At 69.9% G+C, this 20,481-nt stretch carries 17 protein-coding genes and 2 tRNA genes; 7 read left to right on the forward strand and 12 right to left on the reverse strand.

Features of this window, described 5'->3' with window-relative positions; genetic code table 11:
- Window positions 1–7: 7 nt before the first annotated feature.
- Complete coding sequence (locus FCN22_RS00075; protein WP_137119498.1) at window positions 8–727, forward strand: esterase family protein; 720 nt, start codon at window positions 8–10, stop codon at window positions 725–727.
- Between the two features lie 191 nt (window positions 728–918).
- Entirely contained in the window at window positions 919–1,935 is a 1,017-nt protein-coding gene (locus FCN22_RS22455) for a C40 family peptidase (RefSeq protein WP_137119499.1), read from the forward strand.
- A 123-nt stretch (window positions 1,936–2,058) separates the two neighbouring features.
- Here FCN22_RS22455 and FCN22_RS00085 read toward each other — a convergent pair whose 3' ends face one another.
- Window positions 2,059–3,678, reverse strand: a complete 1,620-nt coding sequence (locus tag FCN22_RS00085; RefSeq protein WP_137119500.1) for a S53 family peptidase — start codon at window positions 3,676–3,678, stop codon at window positions 2,059–2,061.
- A gap of 173 nt (window positions 3,679–3,851) precedes the next feature.
- Between FCN22_RS00085 and FCN22_RS00090 the strand changes: the two genes are divergently transcribed.
- The gene (locus tag FCN22_RS00090; RefSeq protein ID WP_137119501.1) at window positions 3,852–5,060 is read left to right on the forward strand and encodes a hypothetical protein; all 1,209 of its coding nucleotides are present in this window, start codon (window positions 3,852–3,854) and stop codon (window positions 5,058–5,060) included.
- Between the two features lie 64 nt (window positions 5,061–5,124).
- Here FCN22_RS00090 and FCN22_RS00095 read toward each other — a convergent pair.
- The 11 genes from FCN22_RS00095 to dnaA form a co-directional block, all read right to left on the reverse strand.
- A tRNA-Ala gene (locus FCN22_RS00095) sits at window positions 5,125–5,197 on the reverse strand.
- A gap of 33 nt (window positions 5,198–5,230) precedes the next feature.
- Window positions 5,231–5,362, reverse strand: coding sequence for a DLW-39 family protein (locus FCN22_RS22025; protein ID WP_238384423.1), 132 nt, complete (start codon window positions 5,360–5,362; stop codon window positions 5,231–5,233).
- A 31-nt stretch (window positions 5,363–5,393) separates the two neighbouring features.
- Window positions 5,394–5,470 (reverse strand) — tRNA-Ile (locus FCN22_RS00100).
- A 168-nt stretch (window positions 5,471–5,638) separates the two neighbouring features.
- A complete protein-coding gene (locus FCN22_RS00105; RefSeq protein WP_137119502.1) occupies window positions 5,639–6,205 on the reverse strand; it encodes a DUF3566 domain-containing protein in 567 nt (188 codons plus the stop codon).
- Window positions 6,202–8,856: a DNA gyrase subunit A gene (gene gyrA / locus FCN22_RS00110; protein ID WP_238384441.1), complete on the reverse strand. Its 2,655-nt coding sequence runs from the start codon at window positions 8,854–8,856 to the stop codon at window positions 6,202–6,204. Before gyrA ends, FCN22_RS00105 begins: the two co-directional genes overlap by 4 nt.
- 141 nt (window positions 8,857–8,997) lie before the next feature.
- Window positions 8,998–11,046 carry a DNA topoisomerase (ATP-hydrolyzing) subunit B gene (gyrB, locus tag FCN22_RS00115; protein WP_238384442.1) on the reverse strand — a complete coding sequence of 683 codons (2,049 nt, stop codon included), beginning with the start codon at window positions 11,044–11,046 and terminating at the stop codon, window positions 8,998–9,000.
- A 385-nt stretch (window positions 11,047–11,431) separates the two neighbouring features.
- A complete protein-coding gene (locus tag FCN22_RS00120) occupies window positions 11,432–11,959 on the reverse strand; it encodes a DciA family protein (protein WP_373681267.1) in 528 nt (175 codons plus the stop codon).
- Window positions 11,952–13,154 (reverse strand): DNA replication/repair protein RecF, encoded by a 1,203-nt coding sequence (gene recF, locus FCN22_RS00125; protein ID WP_137119504.1) that lies wholly within the window; start codon window positions 13,152–13,154, stop codon window positions 11,952–11,954. The genes FCN22_RS00120 and recF overlap by 8 nt, the downstream gene beginning before the upstream one ends.
- A 37-nt stretch (window positions 13,155–13,191) precedes the next feature.
- Window positions 13,192–14,250, reverse strand: a complete 1,059-nt coding sequence (gene gnd / locus FCN22_RS00130; protein ID WP_137119505.1) for a phosphogluconate dehydrogenase (NAD(+)-dependent, decarboxylating) — start codon at window positions 14,248–14,250, stop codon at window positions 13,192–13,194.
- Window positions 14,251–14,346: 96 nt separating this feature from the next.
- Window positions 14,347–15,480: a DNA polymerase III subunit beta gene (gene dnaN / locus FCN22_RS00135; protein WP_137119506.1), complete on the reverse strand. Its 1,134-nt coding sequence runs from the start codon at window positions 15,478–15,480 to the stop codon at window positions 14,347–14,349.
- A 723-nt stretch (window positions 15,481–16,203) separates the two neighbouring features.
- Entirely contained in the window at window positions 16,204–17,679 is a 1,476-nt protein-coding gene (dnaA, locus tag FCN22_RS00140) for a chromosomal replication initiator protein DnaA (RefSeq protein WP_137119507.1), read from the reverse strand.
- 544 nt (window positions 17,680–18,223) lie between these two features.
- On the opposite strand from dnaA, the gene rpmH reads away from it, so the two are divergent.
- The 4 genes from rpmH to yidC are packed head-to-tail and all read left to right on the forward strand — an operon-like array spanning window position 18,224 to window position 20,417.
- Window positions 18,224–18,361, forward strand: coding sequence for a 50S ribosomal protein L34 (gene rpmH / locus FCN22_RS00145; protein ID WP_137119508.1), 138 nt, complete (start codon window positions 18,224–18,226; stop codon window positions 18,359–18,361).
- A gap of 27 nt (window positions 18,362–18,388) precedes the next feature.
- Complete coding sequence (gene rnpA, locus FCN22_RS00150) at window positions 18,389–18,754, forward strand: ribonuclease P protein component (protein WP_137119509.1); 366 nt, start codon at window positions 18,389–18,391, stop codon at window positions 18,752–18,754.
- A complete protein-coding gene (yidD, locus tag FCN22_RS00155; RefSeq protein WP_137119510.1) occupies window positions 18,751–19,065 on the forward strand; it encodes a membrane protein insertion efficiency factor YidD in 315 nt (104 codons plus the stop codon). The genes rnpA and yidD overlap by 4 nt, the downstream gene beginning before the upstream one ends.
- Window positions 19,066–19,115: 50 nt before the next feature.
- Entirely contained in the window at window positions 19,116–20,417 is a 1,302-nt protein-coding gene (gene yidC / locus FCN22_RS00160; RefSeq protein WP_137119511.1) for a membrane protein insertase YidC, read from the forward strand.
- Window positions 20,418–20,481 lie beyond the last annotated feature (64 nt).

Consider the following 20,481-nt stretch of genomic DNA (forward strand, 5'->3'; position numbering starts at 1 on the left):
GTGGGGGATGAAGGCCACCGAGCACTGGCACTCACCGCGGCTCGACCGTGACATCGCGATGGCCCGATGGGGCACGTTCGGCATCCCGGTGCTGGTCTTCCCGACCGCCGGCGGCGATGCCGAGGAGGTCGAGCGGATGGGCGTGGTCGGCGCGTGCATGGAACTGATCGACGCCGGCCGGATCAAGCTCTATTCGGTGGACAGCCTCGCCGGGCGGCTGATGCTGACCAAGGAGGGCAGCCCGGCCTACCGGGCGAAGTTTCTCAGCCTGTTCCACGAGTGCGTCCGTGAGGAGGTCGTGCCGGCCATCCACGCCGACTGCCACGGCGGCCAGCCGATCATCGCGGCAGGCGCGTCGATCGGGGCCTTCAACGCCGTGGCGATGCTGTGCCGCTACCCGGACGTGTTCACCCGCGCGATCGGTATGAGCGGCACCTACCGGATCGAGCAGTTCTACCCGGAGTGGTCCTACGACCTCTACTTCTCCTCCCCACTGCAGTTCCTGCCCGGCCTGGGCGGGGGGACGCTCACCCAGCTGCGCCAGCGGATGATCATCCTCGCGTCGGGCGAAGGTGAGTGGGAGGACGTCGGCGAGTCCTGGGCGATGGCCGGTGCCTTGGGCGACAAGGGGATCCCCAACCGCGTCGACAACTGGGGCCCGGACTGGAAGCACGACTGGGAGACGTGGCGGGCCATGCTGCCGCAGTACCTCGCCGAGCTCACCTGAGGTCGGGCACGACCGACCGAGGATCTTCACTGCCACCCGGTGGGCAAAACGGCACAGCATACGTGGTATGGCAAGCAGGCGCGCCGTAAACGGCGAAAATAATTCACGCTTCGGCCTATCCCTGCGCGCTACGCGCTGCTAGCCTCCCTCGGGTTGCCTCGGGGCCGGACTACACGCGGAAGAGCAGATACGTGAAGAAGCAGAGCAGACGACTCGGACTGGCGACCGTGGGGGCCATGTTCACCGGAGCAGCCTTCGGTGCACCCGCTGCCACCGCGGCACCGACCCCCGCCGCCGCTCCCACCCCGAATGCGGCACCGGTGGCCGCCGCCGCGCACGTGGCCACGGCGGTCCACATCGCCACGGCGGTGCCGACGACGCCGTCCGTCTGGCAGACGGTGCGCTACGGCGCCCGGGGCGCTGTGGTCAAGCAGATCCAGCGGATCGTCGGCGCCTACGCCGACGGGATCTTCGGTCCGAAGACGCTGGCGGCCGTCAAGCGGTGGCAGGGCAGCCACGGCCTGGTCGTGGACGGCATCATCGGTCCCAAGACCGCCGCCAAGATGCGGCTGTCGAGCGGCAGCTCCGGCGGGTCCACCGCCCCGGTCAGCACGTCCGGCTACGGCGCCTGGCAGAACGTGCGGTACGGCGCACGCGGAGCGGTGGTCAAGGACATCCAGCGCGTCGTCGGCGCCTACGCCGACGGCGTCTTCGGCCCCAAGACGCTGTCCGCGGTGAAGTCCTGGCAGGGTAGCCACGGCCTGCTCCGGGACGGGGTCGTCGGTCCCAAGACCGCGGCGGCGATGAGGCTGGACCCCGCGGCGAGCACCTCCCGCACCTCCGACGCACCCTCGCGCGACACCGACCGCACGTCGGTGCGCGACCGGGTCATCGACACCGCCGCGGCCTACACCGGGATCATGTACCAGTGGGGCGGGACCTCTCCCTCCACCGGCTTCGACTGCTCGGGCTACGTGCAGTTCGTCCTGGGCAAGGTCGGCATCTCGGCGCCCCGGACCACCTACGCCCAGCTGACCCACTTCGCGCCCACGAGCAACCCGCAGCCGGGTGACCTGGTCTTCATCGGCACGGGCCACGTCGGCATCTACGCCGGCGGCGGCATGATGTACGACTCGGGCAAGCCGGGCATCCCGACCCAGAAGCGGCGCATCTTCAGCGGCGTGATCCGCTACCGCAGCGTCATCTGAGCCTCTCGCTCAAACACTGGTTTCTCTGCGCCAGACCGCTTTCGCGGGCCTGATCGGGCCCGCGAAAGCGGTCTCGGGGCACAAAGGGCCGGTCGGTCAGGGGCGAGCCCTGACCCGGGACCCTCAGTGCTGGACGAGCTGGTTGACGAAGCCCTTCGCCTTGGGCGTGCCGAAACCGGTCGTCAGGTCGTAGCCCGAGGTCGTCGGCATGCCGGGCACCGGACCGCGCTGCAGGATGCCGAACGCGTCGATCGTCCACATCTGGTTGTCGTCCCGGACACCGCTCGGGACGGTGCCGTAGGTCTCCGGGACGATGTCGCGGAAGGCCGCCGACCGGCCGAAGCTCGGGCTGTAGATCATCGCGTTGAGGTTGCCCACCGGGCCCTTGCCCGCCTGGGCGCGCGCCTGGTTGGCGATCGCCACGAGCGCCGCCATCTGCGGCGTCGACGCCGAGGTACCGCCATAGATGGACCAGCCCACGCCGTTCGTCTTGGGGAAGAAGCTGTGGTAGACCATCGTGCCGCCGTTGAGCGCCATGTTCCACGCCACGTCGGGCACGCCACGGTGGTCGCCGACCACTGACGCCACGCTGTCCTGCCAGGAGGGCCGCGGATACACCGTGCTCAGGCCGCCGCCCGTACCGAACTCGAAGGCTGGCTCGTCACCGACCGCCTCGCTGTCCCCGCCCTGGGTGTAGGCCCAGTACGGCGGGTTGTAGCCGGTCGCGGTGAACGGCCGGTCCTCGCCGGTCGGGTTCCACGTCCATTTGTACTGCAGCTGGGTGCCACCGACCGAGGTGACGTAGGGCGAGACGTTGGGGTAGCTGACCTGGGGCACCGGACTGGTCGCCCCCTGGTGGTGTGGGCGGGTCGATCCGACCGTCCCGCTGTCGCCGGAGGCGGCGAAGAAGGTGTCGCCCTTGGCGAGGCCGCGCTGGAAGGTCTGGTCGAAGCGCGCGAACTGGCTGGCGGGCGACTTGCCAGCGAAGGCGGACTCGTCGGTGCCCAGTGACATCGAGAACACCGTGCCGGAGGGGTACTTCTTGATGGCCCAGTCGATCGCCTTCATCATGTTCGGCAGACCCTGCACTCCCTGCGTCTCGGCAACAGGGGTCGCCACCAGCACGATGTGTGCCTTGGGGGCGATGCTGTAGGCCCACTGGACGTCAAGGTTGGCCTCGCCGGCCCACCCCTCGGCAGAGACCGGGCCGGAGGTGCCCGATCCGTTGCCGGTGGAACTGCCACCGCCCGAGAGGAATCCGGGGTCGCCCAGCGGGAAGACCTGGTCGACGTTCGGCGTCGGCATCCCGAAGGTCGCTGCGAAGTGGTTGACGTCCTGGATCGCCGTCGGGCTGCCGTAGGAGTCGACCAGGACGATCGTCTGTCCCTCACCCTGGTCGGTGAGGTGGTTGACGCCGTATGCCGCGCGCATCAGTGCGGGTGTGTAGCAGTGGACGAAGGTGGAGACTCGCCCGTCGGGGAGCGAGCAGGCAGGGGTGCCGGTGGCGTCCGCCGCAGGGGTGAACGCGCTGTCCGGCGCGCGTTGCGCCCAGGGCGTGGCCCACGTGTCGTCGGTCGTCTGCTTGCCCGGATCCGCGTGTGCGGCAACGGGAGCCACGGCAAGGGCAGCCGTCAACGCGCTGGCGCCGAGCAGGGCGGCGGCACGCAGCCGACGCCGACCGCCCGACGTGGGAGGCCGTCGCGACGAGGAAGCGGACAGGGGTTGGGACGAGGGTGTTCTCATGGGTTCTCCAGAGGCCAGGTCGACCGGGACGTGGTGGTCTCGACCGGCAGCAACGAGATGAGCCTTTCGATGCTATAGCCGGGCGCCGGGCCGCGCAGGTCGAGCGGAGCAGGAGGTGCGACGCGCCCCGCCGCTCGATGTCACGGCATACCCCATGTGCTTTGCTTCGCGGTGTGAACGGGACGACACCAGCAGATCTGGAGCCACTGCCGCGGGACGCGGTGCTGCTACACATCGGCCCGCACAAGACGGGCACGACCGCGATCCAGGCGGCCCTGGCGGCGTCGCGAGACCGGCTGGCCGAGCGCGACATCGCCTATCCGGGGCGGGGCAACCAGCACTCCCGGGAAGCGATGGCGGCGCTGGGCCTCGGCTTCGGGTTCAGGGGCCGTGGGGGAGGAACCTTCCCGGAGCAGGAGTGGGAGCGGCTCGCGTCGCGGGTGCGGCGGACGCGTGGTCGGGTCGTGCTCAGCAGCGAGTTCTTCGACGTCGCCGGCGCCACGCAGGCGGAGCAGGTCTGCTCGGCGCTCGGCGGCGACAGGGTGCACGTCGTCGTCACCCTGCGGCCGCTCGCGCGGATCCTCCCCTCGTCGTGGCAGCAGACGCTCAAGAGCGGGCGCAGGCGCCACTACGAGCAGTGGCTGAAGCAGGTCCTCACCGACTCACCAGAGGCACGTGCGGAGCAGGCGTTCTGGACCCGGCACGACCACGGTTCGCTGATTGACCGGTGGGCCGGCGTCGTGGGCCCGGAGCGCCTGACGGCTGCGGTGCTGGACGAGCGGGACCACACCTGGCTCTACCACGTGTTCGAGCGGCTGCTCGGCCTCGAGGAGGACTTCCTCACCCGCCCGCCGGGAGACCGTGCCAACCGGTCGATGTCCGCGCTGGAGTGCGAGCTGCTGCGCCGGGTCAACGGGCACGTGGCGCGACACGAGGTGCCGTGGGCGGACTACCAGCAGGTGATCCGCGACGGTGCCTTCCGCCGCATCCTCACCGAGCGCGAGCCCGGGCCCGGCGAAGGGCCGATCAGCACGCCGGGATGGGCCCTCGACCGCTCTGCCCAGTTCGGCGCCGAGGCCGTCGAGCAGATCGCGGCCAGTGGTGTCCGGGTCGTCGGTGACTTGGGGCACCTGGCGCAGCGGGCGGCACCCACGCCCAAGGCGAAGCTGCCCGGACCGGTGCAGCTTCGCCTCATGGTGCACCTGGTTGTGGGCGCGCTGTCCGGCTCGATGCGGCGCGGGCCCGACTTCGGCGAGGTGCGCACCGGCTGGCCACCACCGACGCCCACCCTGGACGGCGTGCCCACACGGCACCTTGCACACGTGCTGCGGAAGAGGCTGACCGAGGCCACCCGGCGTCGGCTGCGGCCGGAGCGCGATTGAGGCACCCGGCACACCGGCAGGTCCATGCGTAGGGTCATCCCTGCGCGGGGGCTCGTCACTCGGGTGGAGGCGATCGGACTCGAACCGACAACCCCCTGCTTGCAAAGCAGGTGCGCTACCAATTGCGCCACGCCCCCGAGGGGTTGTTCAGTTGTGCTTGCTCAGTCGCCTCAGTCGCGCGGCGGCACGCGGTCGGTCGCCGCGGCCCAGAGGTCCTGCTCGGCCTGCTGGTCCTTCATCTTCTTCTGCACGAACGCGGCGCCGGCAGCGGTTGCCAGCAGCAGCACGAGCTTCTTGACCATGACGGACTCCCTGAGTCAGGACGAGCAGAGATGGTGGGCCTAGGAGGACTTGAACCTCCGGCCTCTTCCTTATCAGGGAAGCGCTCTAACCGTCTGAGCTATAGGCCCGTGCACCGTCTGCGACTGCGCAGCCGACGCGACCGGATCGTCGCGCCCACCGCGCTGGACGAGGTTACCCCACCGGCGCGGATGCGATCAAAACGGCCGTCCCGGACGCAACCGGTGGGGCCGGCCGATCGGGTATGCCGCGTGCGCCGGATGGCCGGTCGGCGGCGGTCAGTCGTCCGAGAGGGTCATCTGCAGACCGCCCACGAGGGAGGCGCAGATGTTGTAGAGGAAGGCGCCGAGCGTCGCGATGGCGGTCAACAGGATGATGTCGATCACCCCGATGACGACCGAGAGCGACACGACGCGGCCGAAGCCGATGTAGTCCATCAGGTCGAAGGTGCTCGGGTTGGTCTCGCCCTGGGTCAGGTCGTGGACGATGCCGTTGACGTCGGCGAACACGCCCATGCCGGACAGCAGGGTCCAGATCACGGCCATCAGGATCACCCCGGCGATGCCGAGGGCGACCGAGATGAGGAACGAGATCTTCATGACCGACCAGGGGTCCACCCGCGAGACGGTCAGCTTGACCCGGCGCGGAGCGGATCGCCCGACCCGGGGGCGGGCGCCGGCGGGCCGCGCGCCGGACGGTGCCCGGCCGGGTGCGGAGTTGCGGTTGCCGGTGCCGCCGGTCCCCTGGCCCGAACCGCTCTGCCGCGGGAGCTGCTGGGTCGTGGCGGCCCTGGTCTGGGGCGCGAGCCGACCCGAGGGCCGCTTGCCCTGCTCGTTGGTGCTCACTGGCTACCTCCCGCGTCGCCGCCCTGCTCGTCCCGGTCCGCCTGGTCGTCGGCCGACGCGTCTTGCGCCTGCTCTGACGGTACGGCATCGGCGACGTCCACTGTGCCACCCGCGCCCGTGGCGCCGTCCGGTGCCTCGTCCGTGGCGCCGTCCGTCGCAGCAACGTCCGCAGCCTCGGTCGTCACCTCGGCATCGGCCGCGACCACGCCATCGGCCACGTCGCCGTCGGGAGCCTCCTCCTCGAGCTCGACCAGACGTGCCGCCTGGCGGGCGACGGCGACGATGGAGTCCCTCTTGTCCGGGGTCGCGAACCGCACACCGCTCGTGTCCCGGCCGGTGAGGTGCACCTCGTCGACCCGCGAGCGCACGATCTTGCCGCGCTCCATCACGACCATGACCTCGTCGTCCTCGTCCACCGTGAGGGCGCCGACCAGGTGGCCACCCTTGTCGGACGCCTTCGCCACCTTGATGCCAAGACCCCCGCGCCCCTGCACGCGGTAGGACGACGCGAGCGTGCGCTTGGCCAAGCCGTTCTCGAAGACCACGAAGACGGAGGGATCGGTGCCCTGCTCGATCACGTTCATCGACAGCAGCCGGTCGCCCTCACGGAACTTCATCCCGGTGACGCCGCTCGTCGCGCGGCCCATGGGTCGCAGCGTCGCGTCGTCGGCCGGGAAGCGCACCGACTGGCCCTTGACCGAGACCAGCATGAGGTCATCGTCCGCGGAAGCCAGCCCGGCACCCACGAGCTCGTCACCGTCGCGCAGGTTCACCGCGATCAGGCCGCCACTGCGCGGTGAGTCGTAGTCGGCGAGGCGCGTCTTCTTGACCAGGCCGCGCTCGGTCGCCAGCACCAGGTAGGGCGAGCTCTCGTAGTCCTTGACGGCGAGCACCTGGGCGATCTGCTCACCCGGCTGGAAGGCCATCAGGTTGGCGACGTGCTGCCCCTTGGAGTCGCGGGCCGCCTCCGGCAGCTCGTAGGACTTGGCGCGGTAGACCCGGCCCAGGTTGGTGAAGAAGAGCAGCCAGTGGTGGGTGGTCGTGGTGAAGAAGTGGTCGACGATGTCGTCGCCGCGCAGCGAGGCACCCTTGACGCCCTTGCCGCCGCGCCGCTGGGAGCGGTAGAGGTCGACCAGGGTGCGCTTGGCGTAGCCGCCCCGGGTGATGGTGACGACGACGTCCCGCTCGGGGATGAGGTCCTCCATCGACATGTCACCGTCGAAGGGCACGATCCGGGTGCGTCGCTCGTCGCCGTACTTGTCGACGATGACCCCCAGCTCCTCGCTGATGATCTGCCGCTGCCGCTGCGGGCTTGCGAGGATCGCGGTGTACTCGTCGATCTGGCGCTGCAGCTCGTCGTGCCGCTCGATCAGCTTCTGCCGCTCCAGGGCCGCGAGCCGCCGCAGCTGCATGTCGAGGATGGCGCGGGCCTGGATCTCGTCGATGTCGAGCAGCTCGATCAGGCCGTCGCGCGCGACCTCCACCGTCGCGGAGGCCCGGATCAGGGCGATGACCTCGTCCAGTGCGTCGAGGGCCGCGAGCAGCCCGCGCAGGATGTGGATGGCCTCCTCGGCCTCCTTGAGCAGGAAGGTGGTCCGCCGCACGATGACGTCGACCTGGTGCTCGACCCAGTGGCGGATGAACGCCGAGATCGGCAGCGTGCGCGGCACCCCGTCGACCAGGGCCAGCATGTTGGCCCCGAAGGTCTGCTGCAGCTGGGTGTGCTTGTAGAGGTTGTTGAGCACGACCTTGGCCACCGCGTCGCGCTTGAGCACGATCACGAGGCGCTGACCGGTGCGTCCCGAGGTCTCGTCGCGCAGGTCCGCGATCCCCGCGAGGCGACCGTCCTTGACCAGCTCGGCGATCTTCTGTGCCAGCGTGTCCGGGTTGACCTGGTAGGGGAGCTCGGTGACCACCAGGCACTGCCGGCCCTGGATCTCCTCGACCTCGACCACCGCGCGCATGGTGATCGACCCGCGTCCGGTGCGGTAGGCCTCTTCGATGCCCTTGCGACCGAGAATCAAGGCGCCCGTGGGGAAGTCGGGTCCGGGGACCCGCTCCATCACCGCGGCGAGCAGCTCCTCGCGGGTCGCCTCCGGGTGCTCCAGCAGCCACTGCGCCGCCGCGGACACCTCGCGCAGGTTGTGCGGCGGGATCTGCGTGGCCATGCCGACCGCGATGCCCGCCGACCCGTTGACCAGCAGGTTGGGGAACCGGCTCGGCAGGACGACCGGCTCCTGCGTCTTGCCGTCGTAGTTGTCCTTGAAGTCAACGGTGTTGCGCTCGATGTCGCGCACCAGCTCGAGCGCGAGCGGTGTCATCCGGCACTCGGTGTATCGCGGCGCCGCGGCACCGTCGTTGCCCGGCGAACCGAAGTTGCCCTGCCCGTCGACGAGCGGGTAGCGCAGCGACCAGTCCTGCACCAGCCGCACCAACGCGTCGTAGATCGACGAATCACCGTGCGGGTGATACTGACCCATCACTTCACCGACGACGCGCGAGCACTTGTTGTAGCCGCGGTCGGGGCGGTAGCCACCGTCATACATCGCGTAGACGACGCGGCGGTGCACCGGCTTGAGCCCGTCGCGCACGTCCGGCAGCGCCCGGCTCACGATCACCGTCATCGCGTAGTCGATGTAGCTGCGTTGCATCTCGGTGTTGATGTCAACGGCCTCGGTGCGGTCGTGCTCGATCGGGGGAGTCTGGTCAGTCACTCGAGTTCCCTTGTCTTCCAGTCAAATTCGTATGTCGTGTGGCGGCGCCCCCTGTGCCGTGGCCTCGGGCGCCGCTCATCAGATGTCCAGGAAGCGGACGTCCCGTGCGTTGCGCTGGATGAACTGCCGCCGGCTCTCGACGTCCTCACCCATGAGCACCGAGAACATCTCGTCGGCGGCAGCCGCGTCGTCGAGGGTCACCTGCAACAGGATCCGGTGCTCCGGGTTCATCGTGGTGTCCCACAGCTCCTGGTAGTCCATCTCGCCGAGGCCCTTGTAGCGCTGGATGCCGGCGTCCTTGGGCAGGCGGTGACCGGCCGACATACCGCGTTGCACCAGGGCGTCGCGCTCGCGGTCGCTGTAGGCGAACTCGTGCGGCGCGTTGCTCCACTTCAGACGGTAGAGCGGTGGCTGGGCGAGGTAGACGTAGCCCGCCTCGATCAGCGGCCGCATGAACCGGAAGAGCAGCGTCAGCAAGAGGGTTCGGATGTGCATGCCGTCGACGTCGGCGTCGGCCATGATCACGATCTTGTGGTAGCGCGCCTTGGTGATGTCGAAGTCCTCACCGATGCCCGTGCCGAAACCCGAGATGAGCGCCTGGACCTCGTTGTTGGCGAGGATCTTGTCGATCCGCGCCTTTTCGACGTTGAGGATCTTGCCGCGGATCGGCAGGATCGCCTGGTTGTGCGGGTTGCGACCGCGCACCGCCGAGCCGCCGGCGGAGTCGCCCTCGACGATGAAGACCTCGGAGATGGTCGGGTCGTTGCTCTGGCAGTCACGCAGCTTGCCGGGCAGGCCGCCGGTCTCGAGCAGGCCCTTGCGTCGGGTCGCCTCGCGCGCCTTGCGGGCAGCGAGCCGGGCAGCGGCGGCCTGGATCGCCTTGCGCACGATCTCCTTGCCCTCACCGGGGTGGGCCTCGAGCCAGTGCCCGAACTCGTCGGTCACGGCGCGCTGCACGAAGCCCTTGACCTCGGAGTTGCCGAGCTTGGTCTTGGTCTGACCCTCGAACTGGGGCTCACCGAGCTTGACCGAGATGACCGCGGTCAGGCCCTCGCGGACGTCGTCACCGGTGAGGTTGTCGTCCTTGTCCTTGAGCAGGTTCTGCCGGCGGGCGAAGTCGTTGACCAGCTTGGTCAGCGCCGCGCGGAAGCCTTCCTCGTGGGTGCCGCCCTCGTGCGTGTTGATCGTGTTGGCGTAGGTGTGGATCGACTCGGAGTAGGCCGAGGTCCACTGCATCGCGATCTCGAGCGACATGACCCGCTCGGTGTCCTCGGTCTCGAAGTCGATGATCTCCGCGTTGACGGCCTCGCTGCGCTTGGAGGAGTTGAGGTGCTTGACGTAGTCGACCAGCCCCTCGTCATACCGGTAGGACACGGTGCGCGGCTTGTCGGGCGTGGACTCCTCGGCCTCGTCCACGTCCTCCTCGAGAGCGTCCGGGTCGTCGGCGACCGGCGCCGCGACCGGGCGCTCGTCGGTCAGCGTGATGGTCAGGCCCTTGTTGAGGAACGCGTACTGCTGGAAGCGCGACCGCAGCGTCTCGAAGTCGTAGGTCGTGGTCTCGAAGATCTCCGGGCTGGCCCAGAAGGTGATCGTGGTGCCGGTCTCGCCAGGGTCGTCGAGCTCACCGCGGTCCTGCAGGGGCGCGGTCGGCACCCCGAGCTCGAAGTCCATGGTGAACCGGTGGCCCTTCTGCCGGATCTCGGCCTCGAGCCGACTGGACAGCGCGTTGACCACCGAGGACCCGACGCCGTGCAGGCCGCCGGAGACCTTGTAGCCGCCACCGCCGAACTTGCCGCCCGCGTGCAACTGGGTGAGCACGAGCTCGACCGCGGAGACCTTCTCGATCGGGTGGATGTCGGTGGGGATGCCGCGGCCGTTGTCGCGCACCCGCACGCCGCCGTCGGCGAGCAGCGTGATGTCGACGTGATCGGCATACCCGGCCAGCGCCTCGTCCACGGAGTTGTCGACGATCTCGGTCACCAGGTGGTGCAGGCCACGCTCGCCGGTGGACCCGATGTACATGCCCGGTCGCTTGCGGACCGCCTCGAGGCCCTCGAGCACCTGGATCGCGTTGGCGTCATAGGCCGGCGCGCTGGCGAGGCTGCCGGTCTGGGCCTCCCGCGTCACCTCGTGCGCCGGGGTCTGCGGGATCTCGTCCGCACCTTCGGTCTGGTCCCCCGTCCCCCCGACGGGCGGGGTCACCGACAGGTCGGGGGTTTCTGCGTGCTCAAAGTTGTCGTCAGGGCTGACCTCGGACACGGTGCTCCTTTGGCGTTGCGGCGCGTCTCACGGCGGATCGCGGACACGGAGAACGGCCTGTGTCGAACGCGCCGGACACCCGGGAGGGGCACGCACGCGGCGCGGCGGCAAGGCCGTCTGTACTCCTCCATCCTACCGCCCCAGGCAGTGCGAACCGGCCACTGGAGGCCCGGAAACGGCAAAATCCGGCACGATCCGGGGTAGTCCTGTGTCCCGACACACGAGACGGGGCGCGAGCGCGCCATACCGCCGTTCAGCCGTAGGTGTCTCGCGGCCCGGGACCGGGCGTCCGCCGGGGGCCGCGCTTCCACGACGGAGCGCTCGGCCCGTGCACCCGCAGCTCGGTCACGACGCCCTCACCGGCCTCCTGCTCGATCCGGCCCATCAGGGTCGCCGACATCAACCGCAGGTTGGTCGCCCAGGCGGTCGAGTCGCAGCGCACCGTGAGTATGCCGTCCTCGAAGGTCACCGGCGCGCAGTGCGCCGCGACGTCGGCCCCGACGATCGAGGGCCAGCGGCCCATGACCGAGCCGGCCGCCACGTCGGCGTTCCAGCCGCGGTCGAGCAGCAGCCGGTCGAGCTGGTCGCCGAGCAGCGCCGGGTCCCTGCCGTCTCGCCCACCCGTCCTGCCCGTGGTGGCCTGGTCGGGGGAGCGCCGCCGGGGAAGCGGTTTGCTCCCCGGTCGCAGCCCGCGCGCCCGGGCGGCGCGCCGGGCCCGGGCCAGCGCCTCCGCGGCCGCCGCCATCGGGTCGGGCTGTTCCGGCTCACCCGGCTCAGGCACGCAGGCTCACCTCTCCCATGGTCACGTCGAACGTCCGCCCAGTATCGGCCAACGACGTGGGCACGTCGGCCTCGACGGCGGCCGTGATGAGCACCTGTTCGCCGTCGGCCACCAGCGCGGCGAGCCGCTCGCGCCGGCCCACGTCGAGCTCGGCGAAGACGTCGTCGAGGATGAGCACCGGGTCGGTGCCGAGGTCGTGCCGCAGCAGCTGGTAGGCGGCCAGGCGCAGTCCGAGCGCGAACGACCAGGACTCGCCGTGGCTGGCGTAGCCCTTGGCGGGGAGCTCGCCGAGAGTGAGCACCATGTCGTCGCGGTGCGGCCCGACCAGCGTCACGCCGCGCTCGAACTCCTGGTCGCGCACCTGGTCGAACGAGGCGAGCAGCTCGTCGTGCAGCTCCTGCTGGGTCGGGACCTCTCCCGCGGCGATCTTGGCGGCCAGCTCCTCCCGCACCGACGACTTGTATGCCGCGTGCGCGCCCGCCCGGCCGGCGCTCACCTCGTCGTAGGCCGCCGAGAGGTAGGGCACCAGGTCGTGCAGCAGCCGCAACCGCGCGTAGAGCAACGAGGAGCCGACCGCCGCGAGCTGGGCGTTCCAGATGTCGAGGGTGTGCAGTGCGCTGGCGCGCGCGTCCTCCACCGATTCGGCGTCCGGCGGCCGGCGCCGGGAGCCGCCCCTGCGGAGCACCGGCTGGGCCGACTTCAGCAGCGCGCCGCGTTGTTTGAGGACCTTGTCGTAGTCGGAGCGGACGCCGGCCCACCGTGGCTGCCGGGCCACGAGCAGGTCGTCGAGGAACCGCCGCCGCTCGGAAGGATCCCCCTTGACCAGGGCCAGGTCCTCAGGGGCGAAGAGCACCGTGCGCAGTGAACCGAGCACATCGCGCGGCCGCGCCACGGGAGAGCGGCCCAGCCGGGCGCGGTTGGCCCGGCCCGGCGTGATCTCCAGCTCGATCAGGGTCTCGCGCTCGTCGCGCACGACCAGGCCGCGGACCACGGCCTTGTCCGCGCCGTGGCGGACGAGTGGCGCGTCGGTGGAGACCCGGTGACTCGCCAGGGTGGCCAGGTAGCCGACGGCCTCCACGAGGTTGGTCTTGCCGTGCCCGTTGAGCCCCACCAGCGTCGTGACGCCCGGTGCGAGCGGCAGCTCAGCGGTGGGATAGCTACGGAAGTCGCCGACGGTGAGGTGCTTCAGGTACATGTCGACATGGGCGGGATCGACGTGGAGGGGCTGGCGGTCAGTGGGTCGAGCCGGTGCCCGAGGTCGGACCGTCGCCGCCGACCTCTCCCGTGCCCGAGGACGGCCCGGCGCCGGCGACGTCCTTGCCGGCACCGGAGTCGTCGCGGGCGCCGGGGCGCGGGGCCCCCTCGTCCTTCTTGGGCTCGGCCGCGGGGCTGACCTCGGCGTGCTCGTCGCCGAGCATTCGCACCGCGTGGCCGCCGAACTGGCCCCGCAGTGCCGAGACCGCCTGCATGGTCGGCGAGTTCTCCTGGCGGGAGGAGAACCGGGCGAACAGCGAGGCGGCGAGCACCGGCATGGGCACGGCGTTGGCGATCCCCTCCTCCAGCGTCCAGCGCCCCTCGCCGGAGTCGGTGGTGTATTCACTGACTCCCTTGAGGTCGGGGGTCTCCTCGAGCGCCTTGACCATCAGGTCGAGCAGCCAGGAGCGCACCACGGTGCCCCGGGTCCAGGCCTTGAAGCAGCCCTGCACGTCCTTGACGATGTCCTTGGCCTCGAGCAGCTCGAACCCCTCGGCATACGCGTGCATCAGGCCGTACTCGATGCCGTTGTGCACCATCTTCGCGTAGTGACCGGCTCCCACCTCGCCGGCGTGGACGAACCCCTCTTCCCGGGGGCCTTCGGGCCGCAGCGCGTCGAAGATCGGCATCGCCCGCTCGACGAGCTCGCGGTCGCCACCGCACATCAGGCCGTAGCCGTTCTCGAGGCCCCAGATGCCGCCGCTGACCCCGCAGTCGACGTAGCCGATGCCCTTGCCCTGCAACAGCTCCGCGTTGGCGAAGTCGTCGGTGAACCTGCTGTTGCCGCCGTCGATCACCAGGTCGCCCTCGGTGAGCAGGTCGCCCAGCTGTGCCACGGTCTCGCGGGTCGGGTCGCCCGCCGGCACCATCACCCAGACGGTGCGGGGCGCCTCCAGCTTCTCGACCATGTCCTGCAGGCTCGTGGCGTCGCTGACCTCGGGGTTGCGGTCGTAGCCCACCACCTCGTGGCCGGCCCCCCGCAGCCGCTCCCGCATGTTGCCGCCCATCTTGCCGAGACCGATCAGACCGAGCTGCATGATGACTCCTTGCGGGTTGGCGATGGGTGGTTCGGGGCGCCTGGTGCGTCGGTCAGCCGACCGGCATACCTGCCTTCCTGGTCACGGTGGATCCCCTCAGCTCGCGAAGCGGACGGGCATCAGCACGTAGCGGTAGCTCTCGTCGGCCTCACCATCGGCCTCGTCCTGGCCAGAGATGACCGCGGGGCGGCTGGGCTGGGTGAAGGAGAGCCGGGCGTATGCCGTGCCCAGCGCGCCGAGGCCGTCGAGCAGGAACTGCGGGTTGAACGCGATCTCGAGCTCGGGCCCGGTCAGGGTCGCCTCGACCGCCTCGCTGGCCTGCGCGTCGTCGCCGGTGCCCGCCTCGATGATCACCTGGCCGTCGGTGAAGCGCAGCCGCACGGGCGTGTTGCGCTCGGCGACCAGGGCGACCCGCTTGACCGCCTCGATCAGGCCGGGCGTCGAGATCACGCACACCGAGTCGACGCTGGTGGGGAAGATCGAGGTGACCTTGGGGTACTCGCCGTCGAGCAGGCGGGTCGTGGCTCGCCGTTGGCCGGCCTCGAACCCGATCAGGCCCTCGCCGCCGGCCGACGCGCCGAGTGCGATCTCGACCTTGCCGGAGGCGCCCAGCGACTTGGCCGTGTCGGACAGGTTGCGCGCCGGCACCAGCGCCACGTGGCTCGCGTCGCTCGCCGAGGGGCTCCAGTTCAGCTCCCGCATCGCGAGGCGGTAGCGGTCGGTGGCCAGCAGGGTGACCTTGTCGCCCTCGACCTCGACGCGCACACCGGTCAGGATCGGCAGGGTGTCGCCGCGGTCGGCCGCGATGCTCACCTGGCCGACCGCCTGGGTGAACACGTCTCCCGCGATGGTGCCGCTGGCCTCCGGCGAGGTCGGCAGCGTGGGGTAGTCGTCGCTCGGCATGAGCAGCAGGCTGAACCGGCTCGAGCCGCAGGTGACCTGGACCTTGTTGCCCTCGGTGGCGATGTCGATCGGCCGGTCCGGCAGGTTGCGCGAGATGTCGGCGAGCAGCCGGCCGAGCACCAGGGCGGTGCCGGCCTCGGAGACCTCGGCGGCCACCGTCACGCGTGCGGAGACCTCGTAGTCGAAGGCCGACAGGGTCAGCGTGCCGTCGTCGTGGGCCTCGAGCAGCACACCCGCGAGGACCGGGACGGGCGGACGAGGACTCAGCCCGCGGGCCACCCACGTCACGGCATCGGCGAGGACATCGCGTTCAACCCGAAACTTCACCGGAATCCGCCCTTCGACCACATCAGAACAACGTCACGGGTCTTGACCAGCCGCCAAGACAAACCAGGCACCGGTGCCGGTCGGGCGCGGCAGGCGTCGCGACCGGCACACAGGTGGGGTGCTGACACTAGTCGCACAGCGGGGCCGCGCCAACCTTGGGCTGCGTGGTGGCAGGCAGGCTCCGGTCGGTGATCTCGGCGTCCTCCGGGTGGGTGGCCGCTGATCCCCAGGTACGTGGGGCGGAATCTCCGGTAGAGGAATCTCGTCGTGGTCATCGGGGCTGTGGATCCTGTGGACAACCACCAACGGCGCAGGTCAGTGCCACGTTCACCCTGTGTATGCCGGGTGGACACCGGTGGTGGACAACGTCGGGCCGCTGGGGACGGTCGGCCGTCGTCCACAACGCGGTGTCGTGCAGAAGGAGGGTTCTCCCCCGTGGACGGGCAGTTGTGCACCGGTGATCCACAGAGTTGTCCACAGGGGAGGGACGGGTGCTCGGTCGCGGGACCCGCCGGCCTCCGGAGACCGAGCAGGGTCCACACCGTGGATACCCACAGAGTTATCCACAGGTTGGGGACAACCGCCGGTCACGGTGTGCGGCTCGCGCACGGCGTGACCGGCGCTTCGGGGGGCCGTTGGGCTGTGGACGGGGCTGTGGAACCTGTGTGGAGCGCGGCCATGGACGACCAAGGACGACCAAGGACGACCAAGCACGACCAAGCCTCAGCGGGCGGCCTTGCGGATCTGGCCGGTGAGATCGGTGATCTGGTCGAAGATGGGGCGCCGCTCGCCGATGAGCTGGCGGATCTTGCGGTCCGCGTGCATCACCGTGGTGTGGTCGCGTCCGCCGAAGAGCTGCCCGATCTTGGGGAGGGACAGGTCGGTCAGCTCGCGGCAGAGATACATCGCGATCTGTCGGGCGGTCACCAGGGTGCGCGACCGGGACTGGCCGCACAGGTCCTCGATGCTGATGTGGAAGTAGGTGGCGGTCTGGGCCATGATCGTCGCGCCGGTGATCTGGCCACCGTCGCCGTTCGGGATGATGTCCTTGAGCACGTAGCTGGCCAGGGTCACGTCGATCGGCTGGCCGGACAGGGACGCGAAGGCGGTCACCCGGATCAGGGCGCCCTCGAGCTCGCGGATGTTCGTGGTGATCTTGCTGGCGATCAGCTCAAGCACCTCGTCGGGGATGTCCATCCGCTCCTGGATCGCCTTCTTGCGCAGGATCGCGATGCGGGTCTCGAGGTCGGGGGGCTGGACGTCGGTCAGCAGCCCCCACTCGAACCGGCTGCGCATCCGCTCGGCGAAGCCGGACAGCTTCTTCGGCGGCTGGTCGGAGGTGATGACGACCTGCTTCTCCGAGTTGTGCAGCGTGTTGAACGTGTGGAAGAACTCCTCCTGCGTCTGCTCCTTGCCCTGCAGGAACTGGATGTCGTCGATCAGCAGCACGTCCACGTCGCGGTAGCGGCGCTGGAAGGCGGACGCCTTGTCGTCACGGATCGAGTTGATGAAGTCGTTGGTGAACTCCTCGGAGTTCACGTAGCGCACCCGCACGTGGGGGAACAGGTTGCGGGCGTAGTGACCGATCGCGTGCAGCAGGTGGGTCTTGCCCAGTCCGGAGTCGCCGTAGACGAACAGCGGGTTGTAGGCACGGGCTGGCGCCTCGGCCACCGCCACGGCGGCCGCGTGGGCGAACCGGTTGCTCGAGCCGATGACGAAGGTGTCGAAGGTGTACTTCGGGTTGAGCCGGGCTGCCTCGACCTCGTTCTGCTCACGGTCGGCGATCCTCGGCCGGCTCGGCGCGTGGTTGTCCATCCGGCGGGCGGCGAACGGGCCGAGGTCCTCCTCGGCGTCCAGCTCGCCCTCGCCGATGCCCGCGTCGGTGGCCTCGGTGGTCAGCTCGACGTCGGCCCGCAGCCCGGGGTCGACGGTCACGGCCAGCCGGACGTCGTGCTCGAGCTGGCCGCGCAGCGCCGAGGTGACCGGTTCGCGCAGGCCGCTCTCGAGCATTTCCTTGGTGTGCTCGTAGGGCACCGCGAGCAGGGCCGTCTCGTCCAGCAGGCCCACCAGGCGGGTGAGGCGCAGATAGGCACGGTCGCGGGCGGGGATGCCGGCTTCGTCGAGGGAGGCGAGAGCGGTGCGCCATACGTCCGCGAAGTCGACCTGCGCTGCGCCGTCGCTCGCTCTGCCGTCACTCACGTCCAGTCACGCCCCAGCCCCACTTCCTCTGGGACGTGCCCAGGTCGTCGTGCAGTGCGGTCGTCGGCGTCGCGGGATGCGCCTGCGCCGACGACGAACGTTCATCCTAGGGCCTTGATCCACACCTTTATCCACAGCCTGTGCATAGAAGAGGTGAGACCTCGGGCGCTCACAACGTCCCCGGTCCGCGAGCAACCGCTTGGGGGCCCGCGGCCGGCTGTCCGCCACCGGAATGGGTCAGATCATTGCACATGTCCGCGGCGTGTCGGCTCGACATCGACCGAGCAAAGTTCTAGCAAACTCATGGGAGGGGGTCAGGACGAGGGCCTCGCGTTTGACCCTGTGACTGGCGCTCGCGTACCGTTGTCGGTGGCCCGAGGCGATGGGCCGTTTTCGCATGCCCGCGACCGATGCGCGGTTCCACTGCCGTGGTGACCGGGCCCGCGGGCTTCCGATTGCGGCCGGCCGTCGTCGGAGCACTCGACCCGCACCACCCCTTCTGAAGCAGGCGCCCTCACGTGGACCTGCGGTAACGGAGTACCTCGTGAGCAAGCGCACCTTCCAGCCGAACAACCGCCGTCGGGCCAGGACGCACGGTTTCCGCCTGCGTATGCGCACGCGCGCCGGCCGCGCCATCCTGGCTTCGCGCCGCGGCAAGGGCCGCGCGAAGCTGTCCGCCTGACCCAGGGACGAAGCCAGGGACCGAGCCGTGTTGCCGGCGCCTCACCGCCTTCGTTCGGGCAGTGACTTCGCGGCGACCGTGCGTGGACCCCGGCAGGGCAGCCGGTTGATCGTGGTGCATGCGGGTGCGAGCGACGCACGGGCGGGACTACCGCCCCGCGTCGGCTTCGTCGTCTCCAAGGCGGTCGGTGGCGCCGTCGTGCGCAACCGGGTCAAGCGGGTGCTGCGCGCCCTGGTGAGCCCACGGCTCGACTCGCTTCCCCTCGGCACGGACATCGTCGTGCGGGCCAAACCTGCGGCCGCCTCGGCGAACACGCCTGAGCTGGCCGCCGCACTCGACCGGGTGCTACCCGCCGTGCTGCGCCGCCTCCCGACTCCCGGAGGCACCCCGTGAGCACGCACCCCCACGCCGCTGCACCGCGCTGGAGCCCGGGGCGCCTGCTGGCGGAGCCACTCATCTGGCTGATCCGCGCCTACCAGCTCGTCCTGTCCCCGCTCAGCCCGCCGAGCTGCCGCTTCTATCCCTCCTGCTCGGCGTACGCCGTGACCGCGCTGCAGACACACGGCATACTGCGGGGTTCGCGGTTGGCGGTCTGGCGGCTCCTGCGCTGCAACCCGTGGAACCCCGGCGGCGTCGACCACGTTCCGCCACCAAAGGGATCCGACTCGCTGTCGAGCTCCGACCGACGCCCCGAAGACCACTAGTACCCATCGCCCGGCCGGTCGTGCCCGACTGACCAGACCCGAAGGACCGCATGCAGACCCTCGAGGAAACAGTTCTCAAGCCCATCATGTGGGCGGTCGCCGCCCTCATGGTCGGCTTCCACAAGGCGCTGAGCTTCATCGGCATGCCGGCCGACTCCGGGTGGACCTGGGCGTTCTCCATCATCGGGCTGACGATCGTCATCCGGATCATCCTGATCCCGCTGTTCGTCAAACAGATCCACGCCTCTCGGCGGATGCAGCTGATCCAGCCGGAGATGCAGAAGATCCAGAAGAAGTACAAGGGCAAGTCCGATCCCGACTCTCGCAAGGCGATGAGCCAGGAGACGATGGATCTCTACAAGCGGACCGGCACCAACCCGTTCTCCTCGTGCCTGCCGATCCTGCTGCAGTCACCGATCTTCTTCGCGCTGTTCCGCGTGCTCAACGACCTGCACTCGATCGCCCAGGGGACGCACGCACCGATCGGCCCGATGAGCAAGGCGCTCGCCAGCTCGGCCGAGTCCTCGACGCTGTTCGGCGCCTCCCTGTCGTCGACGTTCCTCGGATCCCCGGACAACATCAACGTCCGCATCCTCACCGCGGTGCTGATCATCCTGATGTCGGCGACGACCTTCACCACACAGCACCAGCTGATGCGCAAGAACATGCCCGCCGCCGCGCTGGACAACCCCGCGGCGAACATGCAGAAGTACATGCTCTACCTGCTGCCGGTGTTCTTCGCGGTGACCGGCATCAACTTCCCCGTCGGTGTGCTGCTCTACTGGTTGGCCACCAACGTCTGGTCGATGGGCCAGCAGTTCTATGTGATCCGCCGTATGCCGGCCCCGGGCTCCCCGGCCGAGCGCGCCCTGGAGGAGCGCCGGGTGAAGCAGGGCAAGGTGCACACCCGCCTGAGCCTGCCGGGTCTGCACAAGGAGGACGAGGAGGAGGTCGCGCCCGAGCCGGTCGGCCCGGTCTCGGGGCAGCGGGTCCAGCCCAAGCGCAAGGACCGTCGGAAGGCGGTGGGCGGTGCCGGCGCGACGGGCAGGGCTGCGGACAGCAGTGCCGGCGAGCAGGTGAGCGGATCCGACAGCAGCACGGACGGTGACGGCGCGACGCGAGCCAGCGGCGCGAAGACGCCCAAGCGCCCCACGCCGGTGAAGTCCCCCGGTGCGAAGAAGCCGACGCCAACCACCACCTCCTCCTCCTCCGGCGCGAAGAACAACTCGAGCTCGAGCGGCGCGAAGTCGTCGAGCCCCAACACGTCCGGCGCCACGTCCACGCCGCCCGGCCAGGGCGGCAAGAAGAAGCGCAAGAAGAAGGGGGCCCCTTCCGCGGGGCGTCCCCGGTAGTCGGCACCGGCCGGCTACCCGCCGGTAACCACAGTCCTCGTACCCGCCCGGGCGCGCCCGGGCC

Source organism: Segeticoccus rhizosphaerae, assembly GCF_005222685.1.
GTDB lineage: Bacteria > Actinomycetota > Actinomycetes > Actinomycetales > Dermatophilaceae > Segeticoccus > Segeticoccus rhizosphaerae.

Bases quoted from the DNA above. Each gene is read 5' to 3' on its own strand.
- FCN22_RS00075 (WP_137119498.1), top strand. From the start codon at position 8: ATGAAGGCCACCGAGCACTGGCACTCACCGCGGCTCGACCGTGACATC.
- FCN22_RS00085 (WP_137119500.1), bottom strand. From the start codon at position 3,678: ATGAGAACACCCTCGTCCCAACCCCTGTCCGCTTCCTCGTCGCGACGG.
- FCN22_RS22025 (WP_238384423.1), bottom strand. From the start codon at position 5,362: ATGGTCAAGAAGCTCGTGCTGCTGCTGGCAACCGCTGCCGGCGCCGCG.
- gyrA (WP_238384441.1), bottom strand. From the start codon at position 8,856: ATGCAACGCAGCTACATCGACTACGCGATGACGGTGATCGTGAGCCGG.
- recF (WP_137119504.1), bottom strand. From the start codon at position 13,154: ATGTACCTGAAGCACCTCACCGTCGGCGACTTCCGTAGCTATCCCACC.
- gnd (WP_137119505.1), bottom strand. From the start codon at position 14,250: ATGCAGCTCGGTCTGATCGGTCTCGGCAAGATGGGCGGCAACATGCGG.
- yidC (WP_137119511.1), top strand. From the start codon at position 19,116: ATGCAGACCCTCGAGGAAACAGTTCTCAAGCCCATCATGTGGGCGGTC.